The sequence below is a fragment of the Novosphingobium sp. TK71 genome (assembly GCF_055361505.1).
This window is the reverse complement of the sequence record NZ_JBSZKA010000001.1, coordinates 776336-793042: the sequence shown is the minus strand read 5'-3', so window position 1 is coordinate 793042 and position 16707 is coordinate 776336. Positions and strand designations below refer to the sequence as shown.

The window sequence follows — 16707 nt, the reverse complement described above, 5'->3', positions numbered from 1 at the left end:
GCCTTCCGGGAGGCAGGCCGTGCTCAGGCCGACTGGCGCCTGAGCACGCGTTCCGCCCATAGTCCGAAAGCCAGTCCGATGGTGGCCCACAGCACGAGCTGCGTTCCCATCGAGGCGAGCCGGAAGTTCCAGAGCAATACCGCCGGGAAATCGGCAGGCACTTCGTTGATCGCGGGAAGCAGGAACTGGCCGAGGCCGACCATCCCCAGATAGACGACGAAAGCCAGCAGGGTGGCATCGAAGCCCCTGCCCGGCCGCGCCAGCCTGCCGCGAAGGCGCCCGGCAACCACGGCCGCGCCGAGCGACAGCGCGATCATGCCGAAATAGGCAGCCGTGCGCAGCGCCACCGTCTCGTGCTTGCCCACGGCCGGCGGGGTCTGCGGATATTTGATCGCGGGAACCACCACCACCAGCACGAAAGTCAGCGCCGCCAGAAGCAGTGCGAAGCTGCGCGGGCCGAGATGGCCCATCCTGCCATAGCCGTATGCGAAGACCAGCGAGAAGATGCCCCCCACCGCCGCGCCGTAAAGCGCGAGCGCAGTAACGAGGCCGGCCCCCTTCTGGGTATCGCGGCTGACGAGTTCCTCTTCGTCCGCCGGATGCGGGTGTGCGAGCGGGGCAGATGCCATCGCCATTCCGGCATGATCGGGTGCCGGGTGATCGGGCGCCGGGTAATCGGGCAGAGGGCCGTGGGCCGCATGATCTTCCTCGTAACCGATCGCGAGATCGATCTGCGGTTCCGCGAAACCGCGTGCGAAAAGCGTGGCCAGAAGCGCGCCCAGAATGCCGGCAAGCATTCCGCGCCAAAGCAATTGACGGGTCATGACGTTACCTCAGTGGCAGGGAAAACCGAGGAGGTGCCGGCCGTCGTGGACGAATTCGTGAACGTACATGCCCTGGAACAGGGAGAAAGCGCCCTGTTCGGTGCTCACGAAATAGAGGAAGATAAGGGCCAGCAGCGTGCCCAGCACGGCCCAGGGAGCGATGTCCTCGATCGGGATGGCGCTGCCGCCTTCGACCGGAATGAAGGTGTCATCGAAAATTGCGGCGGAAACAGCCATGCTCATGCTCCTTGGCGGGATTGCGCGTCCCCGGAAAATCTGTGCCAAGGCGGAAGGTCTGGCTCTCGACGGGGAAGTTCCCGTTCGATTACAGTGGCGCGACCGCGCCGGAATTCCACCGGCTTCTTCAATCCTCGACGCCTTCCCTTAGGACCGGGTTACCGGCGGCGTCAACGACCTCGATGGAATTCAGGCCTTGGCGACGACCCTCCTGCTGATCTGCATCGCCGCCACGGCCCCGGCCCGTCACGGCGGCTTTGCAGGGCCTGAAGAATCGCTGGACGAGGGCGGGCTGCGCGATGCGGCGCGCACCGCGCTGAACGATCGCTTCCGCGATAGCACCTTCACCAGCCCCGCCCTCGCCGCTGCCGAGACCGCAGGGGCGATGGGGATTACCGGGCGGACGGAACCCGCGCTGGCCGATATCGATCATGGCCGCTGGTCCGGCCGCGCCTTTGCGCAAGTGCACGAGGACGAGCCCGGCGCGTTCTCGGCATGGATCGCAGACCCGCTCGGCGGCGCTCCGGGGGGAGAATCGATGGAAACCGCCCGGCAGCGGATCGGCCGCTGGATGGACGAGATCGCCCGTCACGACGGCCCGGCCTGCGGGATCACGCACCCGATGATCGTGCGCGCGGCGCTTTCCCATGCGCTCTGCCTGCCGCTTTCCACCACGCTCGCGATAGACATCGCGCCGCTTTCGCATACCGTGTTTTCGTTCAGCGGCAGGTGGCGGCTGCAATCGCTTGGCCTTGCCGGGGGGCTTGCGGGCAGCGGCCTGCCCGGCTAATCGCCGCAGGGCCCGTTTCGCCCTTCAGGACGCCGCGGGCAAAGATCGCGCCGGTGCCCCGCAAGGGGCTTAATACGGGAACCCGGTAGAGTTTTGCTCGAAAGAGTTTGCTCGATTCCGGGGCTGTCCCTGCAACTGTAAGCGGTGAGCGCGATGCACATTCGCGGCGGGACAATCGCTTCCCGACGCAGCCACTGGGCCGGACGCTAAATCCTGCGAGGCCTGGGAAGGCCGTGCATCACGCCCTGACCCGCGAGCCAGGAAACCTGCCTGCGTCGATGTCGCTCTTGCCCGGGTCCAGGGGATGGCCAAGGCACGGTAACTCTTCCGTCTGAGCGACGTGATGCATGCGGCCGGGGCCGCAGCGGCATATCGCGTCGGGCGCCCGTGCGCCGGTCCGACGCGGCACGCCGGAATCGTCGCAGGTCGCGGCGGAAAGCCCCGCCGCTTCAGGTCGCTGGCGCGCGGGAGACGATACATGAGCAAAGTTCCCACCACCGTCATCACCGGCTTCCTCGGCGCCGGCAAGACCACGCTGATCCGCCACCTGCTGCAAAACGCCAAGGGCCGCCGCCTTGCCCTCATCATCAACGAATTCGGCGATGTCGGCGTGGACGGCGAACTGGTGAAGGGCTGCAACGACGAAGCCTGCCCGGAAGACGATATCGTCGAACTGGCCAACGGCTGCATCTGCTGCACCGTCGCCGACGATTTCCTGCCGACCATGCAGAAGCTGCTGGACCGCGAGAACAAGCCCGATCACATCATCATCGAGACCAGCGGCCTTGCCCTGCCCAAGCCGCTGGTGAAGGCCTTCCAGTGGCCCGACATCCGCACCCGCGCCACCGTTGACGGCGTGGTTGCCCTGATCGACGCCGATGCCGTTGCAGCGGGCCGTTTCGCCACCGATGAGGCCGCGCTGGCGGCGGCCCGCGCGGCGGATCCGATGCTGGACCACGAAAGCCCGCTGGAAGAACTGTTCGAGGAACAGCTGGGCTGCGCCGACATGGTCGTGCTCAACAAGACCGACCTCGTCGATGCCGATGCCCTTGCCCATGTCGAAACGCTGGTGCTGGCCGAAACGCGCCCCGGCGTGAAGATCGTGCGCGCCGATCACGGCGCCGTCGACATCGCCGCGCTGCTGGGTATCACTGCCGCGGCCGAGGACGATCTCGATTCCCGCCCCTCGCACATCGACGGGCTGGACGAGGATCACGACCATGACGACTTCGACAGCTTCGTCGTCTCCGGCGGCGATGTGGCCGATCTCGACGCTCTTCTCGCCCGTTTGAACGGCCTGATCGCAGAGTACGACATTCTGCGCGTGAAAGGCATGGTCGCGGTCGGCGGCAAGCCGAGCCGCCTTGTCGTGCAGGCCGTCGGTCCGCGCATCCAGCACTTCTACGACCGCGCCTGGCTGCCGCAGGAACTGCGCCGCACCCAGCTTGTCGTCATCGGCCAGAAGGGGCTGGACCGCACCGCCATCGAAGCAGGGCTTGCCGGGGTTCTCGGCCCTGTGGCCACTACAGCAGACGCCTGATGCACCTGCTGTCCGCCACGCCGGGGACGATCTCCAACGGCGAGGAGGCGATCGACCTCGACCAGTCTCCCGGCGACATGGTGATCCTCACCGTGGCGGACAGCGAACTCGCCTGCCTCGCGGGCGCGGCGGCGCGTTTGCCGGAAGGTGGGCCGAGCGTTCGCCTCGCCAATCTGCTGCAACTGCGCCATCCCTACTCGATAGACCTCTATGTCGAGAAAGTGATCGCGAAGGCCCGATTCGTCTGCGTGATCCTGCTCGGCGGCAAGAGCTACTGGGGCTACGGGATCGACGAGATCGCCCGTGTCGCGCGGGAGAACGGCATTGCCTTCGCCGCCATCGCCGATGGGCGCGAGGCCGATCCCGCACTCGACCGCGCCTCCACCTTGCCCGCCGAGGTCCGCGAGCGGATGCGCGACTATCTCCGGCAGGGCGGCATGGCCAATGCCCTCTCGTTCCTGCGCACCGCCGCGCGGACCATCGGCCATGACGCAGGCGAACCGGACGATCCGGTGCCCGTGGCAGATGCCGGGCTCTACCTTGCAGGCACCGAGCGCGCCGGGCTTGCCGAAGTGCAGGCAGGCTGGACCGAAGGCCGCCCGCTCGCCCTGCTGGTGTTCTACCGCGCGCTGATGATCGCGGGCACGCTGGACGCCGTGGACGCGATGATCGTAGCGCTGCAGGAGCGCGGCTTCAACGTCGCCGCCGTTCACGTCCGCGCCTTGCGGGAACCTTTCGCGGTGGACTGGCTGGGCGGATTGCTGGGCGAGATCGCGCCCGATGTGATCGTCAATGCCACCAGCTTCGCCTCCTCCTCCGCAGGTGACGATCGCAAGCCGGGCATTCTCGAAAAGGCGGACTGCCCGATCCTGCAAGTCGCCTTTGCGGGTGTCCTGGAAAGCGAGTGGCAGAGCGCCGCACGCGGCCTTGGCCCGCGCGACCTTGCGATGAATGTGGCGCTGCCCGAAGTGGACGGCCGCATTTTCACCCGCGCCGTCGCCTTCAAGGCCGCCGAGCGCTTCGACGACGTGACCCAGTGCGGCATCGTCGTCCCGCGCGTCGCACCGGACCGGGTGGCCTTCGTCGCCGATCTCGCCGCCAACTGGGCGAGCCTGCGCCGCACCCCGTCCGCCGGGCGCCGTGTGGCGCTGGTGCTGGCGAACTACCCCAACCGCGATGGACGCATCGGCAATGGCGTGGGCCTCGATACCCCCGCCAGCACGGCCGCGATCATCGCTGCCCTGTCCGAGGCGGGCTATGATACAGGCGAAGCGCCAAAGGACGGCGCCGCGCTGATGCGCGTGATGACCGGCGGCGTGACCAACGATCTGACATCGCTGGAACGCGCGGGCGAAGTTTCGCTACCGCTTTCGGCCTACGAATCCGCCTTCGCAATGGTGCCCGAAAACGCGCGCAAGGCCATGGTCGAGCGCTGGGGCGCGCCATCCGCCGACCCCTTCGTGCGGGACGGCGCATTCCGCCTGCCGGTCCACCGTTTCGGCAATCTCGCCGTCGCCGTGCAGCCCGCGCGCGGCTATAACATCGATCCCAAGGCCAGCTATCACGATCCGGCCCTGCCGCCGCCGCACGCCTACCTCGCCTTCCACGTCTGGCTGGCGCAGGACTTCGGCGCGCAGGCGGTGGTTCATGTCGGCAAGCACGGCAATCTGGAATGGCTGCCCGGCAAGGCCATATCGCTCTCGCGCGAGTGCTTCCCGGAGATCTGCGCCGGGCCGCTGCCGCAGCTCTACCCCTTCATCGTCAACGACCCCGGCGAAGGCACGCAGGCCAAACGCCGGATCGGCGCGGTGGTGATCGACCACCTCACCCCGCCGCTGACCCGCGCCGAGACCTATGGCCCGCTCAAGCAGCTTGAGGCGCTGGTGGACGAATATTACCTCGCCGCCGGCATGGACCCGCGCCGTCTCGACCGCTTGCGACGGGACATTCTCGATCTGGCGCGCAGCCACGGTCTCGACCGCGATGCCGGGGCCAGCGGAGACGATGACGACGCGCTTTCAGCCATCGACAACTACTTGTGCGAACTGAAGGAATTGCAGATTCGCGACGGTCTGCATGTCTTCACGCAGTCGCCCGAAGGCCGCCTGCGGCGCGACCTGCTGGTCGCGCTCGCGCGCACCCCGCGCGGCTATGACCATGCCGGACAGGCCTCGCTCTTGCGCGCGATGGCTATCGACTTAGGCTTGGACTTCGATCCGCTCGATTGCCGCATGGGCGATCGCTGGGACGGCGCTCGGCCTGAAGCGCTGGCGGCGATTTCGGGCGAGCCTTGGCGCACGCATGGCGATACCGTCGAGCGGCTCGAACTGCTGGCAGCCGAAATGGTCGATACGCCCAGCGGCAACCTCGGCAGCGAAACCGCCGCCGTCCTTCACGCCATCCGCACCGACCTCGCCCCCCGCATTGACCTGTGCGGCCCACGCGAGGCCGAGGCCCTGCTGGCCGGTCTGAACGGCCGCTTCGTTCTGCCCGGCCCCTCCGGCGCGCCAACGCGCGGGCGGCCTGACGTATTGCCCACGGGGCGCAACTTCTATTCGGTCGACACCCGCGCCGTGCCCACCGCCGTTGCCTGGGAACTCGGCCGCAAGTCCGCCGATCTGCTGGTGGAAGACTACCTCCAGCGCGAGGGCGAATACCCCAAGGCCATGGCGCTTTCCGCATGGGGCACCGCCAACATGCGCACCGGCGGCGACGACATCGCGCAGGCCCTCGCGCTGATGGGCGTGCGCCCGCGCTGGGACTGGGCTTCAGGCCGCGTGGTCGGCTTCGAGGTGATGACCGTGGCCGAAATCGGCCGCCCGCGCGTGGACGTGACCTTGCGCGTCTCCGGCTTCTTCCGCGACGCCTTCCCCGAACAGATCGACCTGATCGACAGCGCCGCGCGCGCGGTTATGGCGCTCGACGAACCGCTGGGCGACAATCCCGCCGCCGAGCGCCACCGCGCCGAAACCGCGGGGCTCATCGAAAGCGGCGAGGCGGAAACGCAGGCCACCCGCCGTGCTGGTGTGCGCGTGTTCGGATCGAAACCGGGTGCCTACGGCGCCGGACTTCAGGCCATGATCGACGAGAAGATCTGGCACGAACGTAGCGATCTGGCCGATGTCTATCTCGACTGGGGCAGTTACGCCTATGGCGGCGGCGTGGAGGGTGATGCCGAGCGCCAGTTGTTCGCCAATCGCCTCGCCTCGGTCGATGCCGTGGTCCAGAACCAGGATAATCGCGAGCACGACCTGCTCGACAGCGACGATTACTACCAGTTCGAAGGCGGCATCGCCGCCGCTGTCGAGCATCTGAAAGGCCGCGCGCCGATCAGCTACCACAACGATCACAGCCGCCCGGAACGCCCGGTCGTCCGCACGCTGGAGGATGAAATCGGCCGCATCGTGCGCGGGCGCGTCACCAATCCCAAGTGGATCGCCGGCGTCATGCGCCACGGCTACAAGGGCGCGTTCGAGATCGCCGCCTCGGTCGACTACCTCTTCGCCTTTGCCGCCACGACCCACGCGGTGAAGGACCATCATTTCGACGCCGTCCACGCCGCCTTCATCGAGGACGAGGCGGTGCGTGATTTCATGGCGCAGGCCAATCCCGCCGCCTTGCGCGAAACCGCCGCACGCCTTGCCGAGGCGCTCGAGCGCGGCCTCTGGAAACCCCGATCGAACAGCGCGGGCCTGACGCTCGCGGCCCTCTCAGGAGCATGACCATGGTGCAACGCAGCGACGAACAGCACGCCGAGAAGATGAAGAAGAAGCAGGCCGCGCATGACAAGATCATGGCCGGAAAGACGGTCGAAAAGGGCCTGCTGATCGTCCACACCGGCAAGGGCAAGGGCAAGACGACCGCCGCGCTCGGCATGGTGGTGCGCGCCATCGGCCACGGCAAGAAAGTGGGCGTCGTCCAGTTCGTGAAAGGCGCGATGACCACCGGCGAGAAGGTCGTCTTCGATGCCTTCCCCGATCAGGTCGAATTCAAGCCGATGGGCGAAGGCTTCACCTGGAACACGCAGGACCGCGCCCGCGACATCGAACTCTCGCGCGAGGCGTGGGAGGAAGTGAAGCGGATGGTCGCCGATCCGGCCTATGACATGGTGCTGGCGGACGAACTCAATATCGTGCTGCGCTATGACTATTTGCCGCTGGACGAAGTGCTGGACGTGCTGACCGCGCGCGGCGAGATGAAGCATGTGCTCGTCACCGGCCGCAACGCCCCCGAAGCGCTGATGGAAGCCGCTGATCTCGTGACCGAGATGACGCTGGTGAAGCATCCGTTCCGTTCGGGCGTGAAGGCGCAGGCCGGCATCGAATTCTGAAGATGCCGCCGCGCTTCGGCTCCGAATTCCGGGAGCAGCTGGGCGAGCTGCTGGCATGGCGGCGTGATATCCGCCATTTCCGCAGGGACCCGCTGGGCGAAAGCGTGGTGGCCGAACTGCTGGCGGCGGCGCAGCTTGCCCCGTCGGTGGGCAACTCGCAGCCCTGGCGGTTCGTGCGCGTCCGCTCGGCGGACTTGCGCGAAACACTGGCGGAGCACGCCGATACCGAAAAGGCCGCCGCCGGATCGGGCCTGGCAGACCCCGCGCGGCGTGCCGCCTATGCCTCGCTCAAGCTCCACGGTCTGCGCGAGGCACCGGAGATCATTGCGGTATTCTGCGACGAAGGAGCCGCTGAGGGCGGCGGCCTCGGCGCGGCGACAATGCCGGAGACGCGGGCCTATTCGGTGGTGCTCGCCGTCCATACGCTTTGGCTGGCGGCACGGGCGAAAGGGCTGGGGCTGGGCTGGATCTCCATCGTCGAGCCCGATTTCGTCACCGCGCTCCTGGGCGTGCCGCCGCGCTGGCGTTTCATCGCATTGCTGTGCCTGGGCCACCCCGAGGAACCGGACATGGTCCCCGAACTCCAGCGGCGGGGCTGGCAGGCGCGGCTCGACTGGCGAGCGAACGTCAGCGAGCGTTGACCTGCCGCGCAAGGCTGCGCGCCGCCTTGACGTAGGCGGGACCGCCGCAGACCGTCCAGGCCTGCGGGATCGCGACGCGCGGAATGTCGCGCAGGATCGGATGATGGATCATCTCGGTGCCCTGATCCGAGACCTTCTGCGTGGCGCTGTCGATCACGATGTAGTCCGGACGCGCCATCGCCATTTCCTCCAGGCTCATCTGCGAAAGCGACGGTTTTCCTAGCTTTCCTGCCAGATTGACGAGGCCGACCCGCATCATCAGGTCGTCGATCAGCGTGCCGGTGCCGGTGAGATAGCCCCGGCGCTGGTAATAGGCCGCAACCTTGCCGCCGCGCGCGCGGGGAATTCCGGCGAGATCGGCGTTCATTCGCGCAATCAGTGCCTCTCCGCGCTGCGGATGTCCCACCGCCCGCGCCACGTCGCGTATAGAGGCGACGATCTCGCCATAGTCATGCGCCGACTTGAGATCGAGCGAGCGAAAATGGCGGTTCCGCAGCACCGCGATGGCCGGATTGCGTCTTGCCGGCATGCCCACCACGAGATCTGGATCCGCCGCCATGACCTCCTCCGCCGACCCTCCGAAAACGGGCAGCCCCTTCGCTTGAGACGCCACGGCGGACATTTCGGGATCGGAAGCATAGCGCGTAAGTCCGGCGATCTGGTCACGGTCAGCCAGAGCCACCAGCAACTGGTCGGCGCAAAGATTGAGCGATACGATGCGATGCGGAACCGCGCCCTTGTTTGCCGTAGCAGGAGGGGCATTCCCGGTCGCCGCGTCCGGAAGGAGCGCGAGCATGACCCCGGCAACGACGCCGAGATTCCGATGCCGGGCAAACTCCTTCATCGCACCACGCAATTTCATAGACTTGTTCGCCAATCCTGAGACGCTATCGAGATTCTTTCGGTGATGCTCTCCCACCCGAAATCCCCCAACGAAAGGCGACTATGGGATCACCGGCGCCATGGCAACGCCCTATTCCCTGCCGCATTTCCCGCCGTTCAGCAGGGCGCCCGGTACGACGGCAGAGTTAGCGCAAACGAATAGCCTATCGTCAGGCGGTGGGTTTCAAAATGCTGCATTGCACCTATATGGTCGGCACCGGTACGCCCGCACAGAAGATGGACGGCCTTGGATTTGGGGGGACGTCCTTGTCAGTACGCCAACCGGAAACATGCCCATGATCCAGCTTGCCAATCTCCCCGAGGCCCCATGCTGAGGCCCAGGCGGCGCGGTATCGCCTCCGTCAACGCGGAAGTGCGTGACGGCATCGTCCCGGCCGCCGGCTCCATCGCCAAGACCCGCGATCTCGGCCCAGCCGAATCCGGAGCGAACTACCGGCTCGTCGCGCTCATCATCGCGTCGGCACTGTTCATGGAATTCGTGGACGCCACGGTGCTCGCCACCGCCCTTCCCACCATGGCCCGCGATTTCAGCGTTCGCCCGCAAGAGATGAGCGTGGCGCTGACCTCTTACCTGCTAGCGCTTGCCGTATTCATTCCGGCTTCCGGCTCGCTGGCCGACCGCTTCGGATCGCGAACGGTGTTTCGTGCCGCGATCGTGCTGTTCGTGCTGGGCAGCCTTGCTTGCGGCCAGTCCCGATCGCTGGAGATGATGGTCGCCTCCCGCTTCGTGCAGGGGATCGGCGGCGCGATGATGATCCCGGTGGGGCGGCTCGTGCTGCTGCGCTCGGTCGCCAAGCAGGACATGGTCAATGCCATGTCCTGGCTGCTGGTGCCCGCGCTGATCGGGCCGATCGTGGGGCCGCCGCTCGGCGGGTTCATCGTGACCTATCTCGACTGGCGCTGGATCTTCTACATCAACCTGCCGATGGGCATGCTCGGGTTCTGGCTGACCAGCCGCTACATCGCCAATATCCGCGAGGACGAACCCGGCCGGTTCGACACCCTTGGCTTCGTCCTCAGCGGGATTTCGCTCGGCTGCCTGCTGTTCGGCTTCGAAATGGTGAGCCGTCCCGGCGAAGGCGCCATCGCGGCGGGACTGATCGCCGTCGGAGCCGTGGCCGGGTTCTTCTATATCCTCCACGCCCGCCGGCACGAAGGCTCGATCCTCGATCTCGCCCTGCTCAAGGACGATACTTTCCGGCTTTCGGTGATCGCCGGTTCGATCACCCGCATCACGCAGGGCGCCCAGCCCTTCCTGCTACCCCTGATGATGCAGGTCGGCTTCGGCTTTTCCGCCGCGCGCAGCGGCACGATCACGGTAGCGACGGCGATAGGTTCGCTGGCCATGAAGAGCTTCGCGCCCCGCCTGCTGCGCCGCTTCGGCTTTCGCCGCGCGCTGATCTGGAACGGCGTGATCGCCACCGCAGGCTATGCGATCTGCGGCCTGTTCCGCCCAAGCTGGCCGGTGTGGACGATGTTCTGCGTGCTGGCGCTGTCCGGCTTCTTCATGTCGTTCCAGTTCACCGCCTACAACACCATCGCCTATGACGGCGTGGACAAGCGCCACATGAGCAGCGCGACCGCGTTCTATTCGACCTTCCAGCAGCTCATGCTTTCGCTGGGCATCTGCGTCGCGGCGATCGCGCTGCACCTTGCCATGCTCGCCAGCGGGAACGAGACGCCCTCCCTTGGCGACTTTTCGGCGGCATTCTGGGTGGTGACCTCCATTTCGCTGACGGCAACGCTCTGGAACCTGCGCTTCGCGCCCGAGGCGGGCGGCGAGATCAGCGGACATGTCCAGTCCGAGCCGGACGGCGAAACGAAGCGCGAGCCCGCCTAGGCGGCGGAAAGCGCGGTATCCCCGCCGATCCGGCCGAGCATGGCCTCTATCTCTGCCGCCACCACCAGCGCGGCGGGTGAGCGGGAGCGCCCTCGCCGCAGGAGCATGCAGATTTCGCTGTCGATCGGCGCCAGATCGCTTACCGCCAGCCGGACAAGGCTGCCTTGCTCAAGCTCCCCCGCCACGAAGGCGGGCGAGGACAGCCAGACACAATCGGTCCTGAGCACCAAGTCGCGCAGGACGTGGAAGTTGTCGCAGACGAACGATCCCCCGCGCCCGCCGAAACCGCCGGAGGACAGCTCAACGGCGCTTGCGGTGGGATAGCCGTCGAGGTCCGGCGTGGACACCGCAGTCCGGCCCGCCAGCGGATGGCCCGCGCGGACCATCACCTCCAGCCGCACCCTGCCCAGATCGCGCTTTTCCGTGCCGGGAACGTGGCTCATCTTCCAGTTGTTGCCGACGATCATCTCGATCCGGTCGTCCAGCAGTTCGGGCAGCAATTGCTCCGGGGGGCGGGTGACGGTCACGATCCTCAGCCCCGGCCGCGCCCGGAGCAGCGCCTGCCCGAGATCGGGAAGCAGCAGGCTTGCCAGCATCGGGCCGAGCCCGAAGGCGACGCGGCCGACATCGCCCGTGCCATAGAGCCGCAGGCTGCGTTCCAGATCGTCTGCGGCGGCGAGCAGGGTCCGCGCCTGCTCGATCACCAGTTCGCCCGCCGGGGTCGGCCGCGCCCCGCCGCGCCCGCGATCGAAGAGGATCACCGCGTGGCGCTGTTCGAACGCGGCGATGCTGCGGCTGAGGGCGGGCTGGGTGATCCGTTCTTCCTCGGCCGCGCGCGAAAAGCTGCCCGTACGCGCGACCGCGAGGATGTGGCGAAGACGGACATGTTCCAAGGCAGCACTCCCTTTCCATTACCATGGGGCATGGAATATCGCATTGATATGCATTGGACGTAATGGCGCGCCAAGCCCAAACACGCCGCTTGAAACAACAGCGGGCAAGAGGGCGGGCAATGGGAAATCGATGGATGGGGTGGCTGCTGGCGGCCACCGTGCTTTCGGGCGGGACGGCGAATGCGCAGGAGGAAACCGGGCGAGCGGTGCTGCCCGTACCGACCGCGCCGTTCGACGGCACATTCGCCGAAAACGTCCTTGACGCGCGGCCGGGCACGGCAAGACCCGTCAGCGCTCCTGTCGGCGCGCCGAACATGTTCGTGATGATGAGCGACGACGTGGGCTTCGCCATGTCGAGCGCATTCGGCGGCCCGGTGCCGACACCCAATTTCGAGCGGGTCGCCGCGCAGGGCCAGCGCTACAACCGCTTTCACACCACCGGCATCTGCTCCCCCTCGCGCGCGGCGCTGCTGACCGGGCGCAACCACCATGCCGCCGGCGTGGGCTGGCTGAGCGACGTTCCCTCCCCCTACCCCGGTTATGGCGGAAAGATCCTGCCCGAAACCGCCACCGTCGCGCAGATCCTGCGGCTCAACGGCTACAGCACCGCCATGTTCGGCAAGCACCACAACACCCCGTCGAACGAACGCAGCGAGGCAGGCCCGTTCGATGCATGGCCCACGGGCCTTGGCTTCGAATATTTCTACGGCTTCGTCAGCGGCGACAGCGACCAGTATTCGCCGATGCTCTATCGCGGCGTCCAGCGCGCCGATCCGCAGGATGGCCCGCGCGAACTGCTGGACAAGCGGCTGGCGGACGACATGATCCGCTGGATTCACAACCAGAAGGCCGGAGCGCCGGACAAGCCGTTCCTCGCCTATCTCGCCCCCGGCTCCACGCATGCGCCGCATCAGGCGCCGCCCGCCTATATCGCGCGCTTCAAGGGCAAGTTCGACCAGGGCTGGGACAAGGTGCGCGAAGAGACCTTCCGCCGCCAGGTCGCGATGGGCATCGTTCCCGAAGGAACCCGGCTGACGCCCCGCCCGCCGGAAATTCCCGCGTGGGACACGCTCACCCCGGCGCAGAAGGCCTTTGCGGCGCGAACCATGGAAGTGGCCGCGGCGCAGCTCGTGTTCCAGGACGAGCAGGTGGGCCGGGTGCTGGACGAACTCCAGCGGATGGGCCAGCTGGACAACACCATCGTCGCGATCATCGAGGGGGACAACGGCGCCAGCGCCGAGGCCGGCCCGCGCGGCACGATCAACGAGATGCGCAGCATGGGCCGCCATGATGAGGCCGAAGCCTGGATGACGGCCAATCTCGACCGGCTCGGCGGGCCGGATACTTACGAAAGCTACCCGGCGGGCTGGACCTGGGCAATGAACACGCCGCTGCGCTGGACCAAGCAATATGCCTCCATGCTGGGCGGCATCCGCAACGGGATGATCCTGTCGTGGAAGGGACACGTCGCCCGGCCCGGCAGCATCTGCGGGCAGTTCAGCCATCTGGTGGACATGGTGCCGACCCTGCTGGATGCCGCGCACGTGCCGATGCCGGCGAACGTGCTCGGCTCGGCGCAGAAGCCGCTCGACGGCCGCAGCCTCCTGCCCGGCCTCGCTTCCTGCGATCCGGCCATGCCGCGCACCCAGTATTTCGAAATCGGCGGCAAGGTAGGCCTCTATCACGACGGCTGGTTCCTATCGGGCGACGATGGCCGGATGGCCTGGGAGAACCTGCCGCCCGAAGGGCCCCGGCCCCGCATGCAATGGTCGCTCTACAATCTCTCGAAGGATTTCTCGCAGTCCACCGATCTTGCCGCGAAGGAGCCGGAAAGGCTGAAACGGATGCTGGAGCTGTGGCAGCAGGAAGCACGGCGCAACAACGTCTTCCCGCTCGATCACCGCTTCGCCATGGCCCGCGCCGTGGCGGCCATGCGCCCCAGCGGGCGCAAGCAGTTCACGTTCTGGGGCAAGGACGTGTCGATCCCCTCCACCACGGAACCCGTGCTGATCGGTCGTTCCTTCACGCTGGATGCGGACTTGAGGCTGGACACCACCTCAGCCTCCGGTGCCGTCGTGGCGCTGGGCAGCCGCTTCGGCGGCTGGAGCCTCTACCTCGATCGCGGAGTGCCGACTTTCATCTGGGCCCGCTCCACAGACCCGGACGAGATCGTCAGGGTCCGCGCCGCCCATGCGCTGCCGCAGGGGTCCACGACCCTGCGTCTTCGCTTCGCCGTGGCAAAGCCGGGCGGCCCCGCCGAAATCGCACTGAGCACCGGCGGCGAGGAACTGGCGCGCGGCTCATTGCCCACCAGTATCCTGACCCCGGCGGGCGGCGGCGAGACGCTGGACATCGGGCGGGATCTCGGCGTCACCGTCACGGATTATCCCGTGCCTCATGGCGCGATCGAAGGTGACATTCCGCGCATCTCCATCGCGTTCGACTGAGGCGGGCGGGGGCAGACCTTCAGCCAAGCAGCCCCCGCGTCCAGTCCACGATAGCCCGCTCCGGCATGGCGCCGGACTGGCGCCCGATCTCCCGGCCCTGCGAAAACAGGATGAGCGTGGGGATCGAGCGTATGCCATAGCGCCCGGCAATCGCGCTTTCCGCCTCGGTATCGAGCTTGCCGAGGCGGACCTGCGGCTCCAGCAGCCGGGCCGAGGCCGCAAAGGCAGGCGCCATCTGCCGGCATGGCCCGCACCAGCTCGCCCAGAAATCGACGAGCAGCGGGATGCCCGAGCGCGCGGCATGAGCATCGAAATTGGCCGAAGTCAGCGTGATCGGCACGCCGGCGAAAAGCGGCTGGCCGCAGCGCCCGCATTTCCCGCCCGCGGCAAGCCGATCGGACGGCACCCGGTTGCGCGCCGCACAGTGCGGGCAGGCGATCAGCAGGGCATCGCCCCTGTCGGTGGGCATGGTCTTTCCCTTTTTCCGTAAGCTTTGCTCTTCCTTTATCCCGCCAGCGGATCAATGCCAGAGATTGGTCCGCGCCAGATCGACGATCTCGTCACCCCGGCCGCTCATCACGGCCTTGACCATGTAGAGGGTGAAGCCCTTGGCCATCTCGGCATTGATCTTGGGCGGAATGGGCAGTTCCGTCCGCGCGACGACCGCGTCGATCAGGACCGGGCCGTCATGCTCGAACGCACGGCGGATCCCCTGCTCGACATCGGCAGGGTCTTCGAGACGAATGCCCTTGATGCCGATCGCCTCGGCCATCGCGGCAAAGTCGGGATTGTCGAGATCGGTTCCGAACGGCAGAAAGCCGGTCGATTTCTGCTCCACCTCCACGAAACCGAGCGTGCCGTTGTTGAAGACCACGATCTTCGCCGGGAGCCGGTTCTGCCGCAGGGTAAGCAGGTCTCCCATCAGCATGGCCAGCCCGCCATCGCCCGATAGCGAGATCACCTGCCGGCCGGGAAAGGCGCTCTGGGCGCCGATGGCCATCGGCATCGCATTGGCCATGGAGCCATGCCACAGCGAACCGATCAGTCTGCGCCTGCCGTTCATCCGCAAGTAGCGGGCGGCCCATACGGTAGGCAGCCCGACATCGAAGGTGAACACCGCATCGTCCGCCGCAAGATCGCTGATCGCCCTGGCGACCTGCTGCGGATGGATCGGCGTCTTGCCGGGACGGCCTACCGCCTGCGAATCGAGGTCCTCGCGGGCGCGGCGATAATGCTTGAGCGCCTTTTCCAGATGCCTGCCATCCGTCCTTGCCCGCAGGCGGGGCAGCAAGGCCCGCACCGTAGCGCCGACATCGCCCACCACCCCGAGGTCCAGCGAAGTGCGGCGGCCGAGCTGGCCGGGCCGGATATCGACCTGCACGGTCCGCACGCCGCTGCCCGCCGGATAGAACTGGCGATAGGGAAAGTCCGTGCCCAGCATCAGCAGCACGTCGGTATCCATCATCGCGTAGTAGCCCGAGGAAAATCCGATCAGGCCGGTCATGCCCACGTCGTAGGGGTTGTCGTATTCGACATGTTCCTTCCCCCGCAGCGCATGGACGATGGGCGCCTGGAGCCGCTCGGCCAGGGCCACCACTTCCGCGTGAGCGCCGGCGCAGCCCGAGCCGCACAGGATCGTGACACGGCTCTCGTCGTCGAACATCGCCGCCAGCGCCGCGAGGTCCGGCTCGTCCGGGACCACCACGGGCGGTCGGGGCAGGAGCGAGCCGGGCGGGGGCTCGGCAGCGGCGGTCGCCGGTTGCAAGGCCACGTCTCCGGGAATGACGACAACGGAGACGCCCTTTTCCCCGATCGCGGTGCGGATGGCGATTTCAAGGCTGCGCGGCATTTGCGACGGATCTGACACGAGTTCGCAGTAATGACTGCACTCGCGGAAGAGGTCCTGCGGACGGGTTTCCTGAAAATAGCCGGAGCCGATTTCCGGCGAGGGAATATGGGCGGCGATGGCCAGCACCGGCACGCGCGAGCGATGACAGTCGAACAGTCCGTTGATGAGGTGGAGGTTGCCCGGGCCGCAGCTTCCCGCGCAAACCGCGATGCTTCCGGTGAGATGCGCCTCGGCCCCGGCGGCGAAGGCGGCAACTTCCTCATGGCGGACATGGATCCATTCGATGGTGCCGCGAGCCCTGATGGCATCGGTCAGTCCGTTCAGACTGTCTCCGACGAGACCGTAGATCCGCTTCACGCCCGCTGCCTCCAGCGTGGCGATGAACTGGTCCGCTACGTTCCTGGCCATCTGCA

Annotated in this window: 13 protein-coding genes and 1 riboswitch; of the genes, 7 read left to right on the top strand and 6 right to left on the bottom strand. The window is 67.0% G+C overall.

Translation table 11 applies throughout. From position 1 onward, the window contains the following. Nucleotides 1-23: 23 nt before the first annotated feature. A complete protein-coding gene (locus tag ACXJ16_RS19770) occupies nucleotides 24-824 on the bottom strand; it encodes a CbtA family protein (RefSeq protein ID WP_463923107.1) in 801 nt (266 codons plus the stop codon). A 9-nt stretch (nucleotides 825-833) separates the two neighbouring features. Beyond that, nucleotides 834-1043 (bottom strand): CbtB domain-containing protein, encoded by a 210-nt coding sequence (locus ACXJ16_RS19765; RefSeq protein ID WP_054441987.1) that lies wholly within the window; start codon nucleotides 1041-1043, stop codon nucleotides 834-836. A gap of 214 nt (nucleotides 1044-1257) precedes the next feature. Here ACXJ16_RS19765 and ACXJ16_RS19760 point away from each other — a divergent pair, with 214 nt between their 5' ends. The 5 genes from ACXJ16_RS19760 (at nucleotide 1258) to bluB (ending at nucleotide 8362) form a co-directional block, all read left to right on the top strand. Next, a complete protein-coding gene (locus tag ACXJ16_RS19760) occupies nucleotides 1258-1851 on the top strand; it encodes a histidine phosphatase family protein (RefSeq protein ID WP_463923106.1) in 594 nt (197 codons plus the stop codon). Nucleotides 1852-1886: 35 nt separating this feature from the next. After that, a riboswitch (cobalamin riboswitch) is annotated at nucleotides 1887-2139 on the top strand. Nucleotides 2140-2329: 190 nt separating this feature from the next. After that, entirely contained in the window at nucleotides 2330-3391 is a 1062-nt protein-coding gene (cobW, locus tag ACXJ16_RS19755) for a cobalamin biosynthesis protein CobW (protein WP_463923105.1), read from the top strand. Further along, a complete protein-coding gene (gene cobN / locus ACXJ16_RS19750) occupies nucleotides 3391-7113 on the top strand; it encodes a cobaltochelatase subunit CobN (protein ID WP_463923104.1) in 3723 nt (1240 codons plus the stop codon). The genes cobW and cobN overlap by 1 nt, the downstream gene beginning before the upstream one ends. A gap of 2 nt (nucleotides 7114-7115) precedes the next feature. After that, nucleotides 7116-7721: a cob(I)yrinic acid a,c-diamide adenosyltransferase gene (cobO, locus tag ACXJ16_RS19745; RefSeq protein ID WP_454798155.1), complete on the top strand. Its 606-nt coding sequence runs from the start codon at nucleotides 7116-7118 to the stop codon at nucleotides 7719-7721. Between the two features lie 2 nt (nucleotides 7722-7723). Beyond that, entirely contained in the window at nucleotides 7724-8362 is a 639-nt protein-coding gene (gene bluB / locus ACXJ16_RS19740; RefSeq protein ID WP_463923103.1) for a 5,6-dimethylbenzimidazole synthase, read from the top strand. Here bluB and ACXJ16_RS19735 read toward each other — a convergent pair. Beyond that, nucleotides 8349-9158: an ABC transporter substrate-binding protein gene (locus tag ACXJ16_RS19735; RefSeq protein WP_463923102.1), complete on the bottom strand. Its 810-nt coding sequence runs from the start codon at nucleotides 9156-9158 to the stop codon at nucleotides 8349-8351. The two genes, bluB and ACXJ16_RS19735, sit on opposite strands and share 14 nt — an antisense overlap. A gap of 414 nt (nucleotides 9159-9572) precedes the next feature. On the opposite strand from ACXJ16_RS19735, the gene ACXJ16_RS19730 reads away from it, so the two are divergent. Beyond that, nucleotides 9573-11105, top strand: coding sequence for a DHA2 family efflux MFS transporter permease subunit (locus ACXJ16_RS19730; RefSeq protein WP_463923101.1), 1533 nt, complete (start codon nucleotides 9573-9575; stop codon nucleotides 11103-11105). Here the strand turns inward: ACXJ16_RS19730 and ACXJ16_RS19725 are convergent. Next, nucleotides 11102-11998: a LysR family transcriptional regulator gene (locus tag ACXJ16_RS19725; protein ID WP_132468841.1), complete on the bottom strand. Its 897-nt coding sequence runs from the start codon at nucleotides 11996-11998 to the stop codon at nucleotides 11102-11104. The genes ACXJ16_RS19730 and ACXJ16_RS19725 overlap by 4 nt on opposite strands. Nucleotides 11999-12132: 134 nt before the next feature. Here ACXJ16_RS19725 and ACXJ16_RS19720 point away from each other — a divergent pair, with 134 nt between their 5' ends. Continuing rightward, nucleotides 12133-14445 (top strand): arylsulfatase, encoded by a 2313-nt coding sequence (locus tag ACXJ16_RS19720; protein WP_463923100.1) that lies wholly within the window; start codon nucleotides 12133-12135, stop codon nucleotides 14443-14445. A gap of 19 nt (nucleotides 14446-14464) precedes the next feature. Here ACXJ16_RS19720 and trxC read toward each other — a convergent pair whose 3' ends face one another. After that, nucleotides 14465-14914, bottom strand: coding sequence for a thioredoxin TrxC (trxC, locus tag ACXJ16_RS19715; RefSeq protein WP_463923099.1), 450 nt, complete (start codon nucleotides 14912-14914; stop codon nucleotides 14465-14467). Nucleotides 14915-14965: 51 nt separating this feature from the next. Next, the gene (gene poxB / locus ACXJ16_RS19710; protein WP_463923098.1) at nucleotides 14966-16702 is read right to left on the bottom strand and encodes a ubiquinone-dependent pyruvate dehydrogenase; all 1737 of its coding nucleotides are present in this window, start codon (nucleotides 16700-16702) and stop codon (nucleotides 14966-14968) included. Nucleotides 16703-16707: the final 5 nt, after the last annotated feature.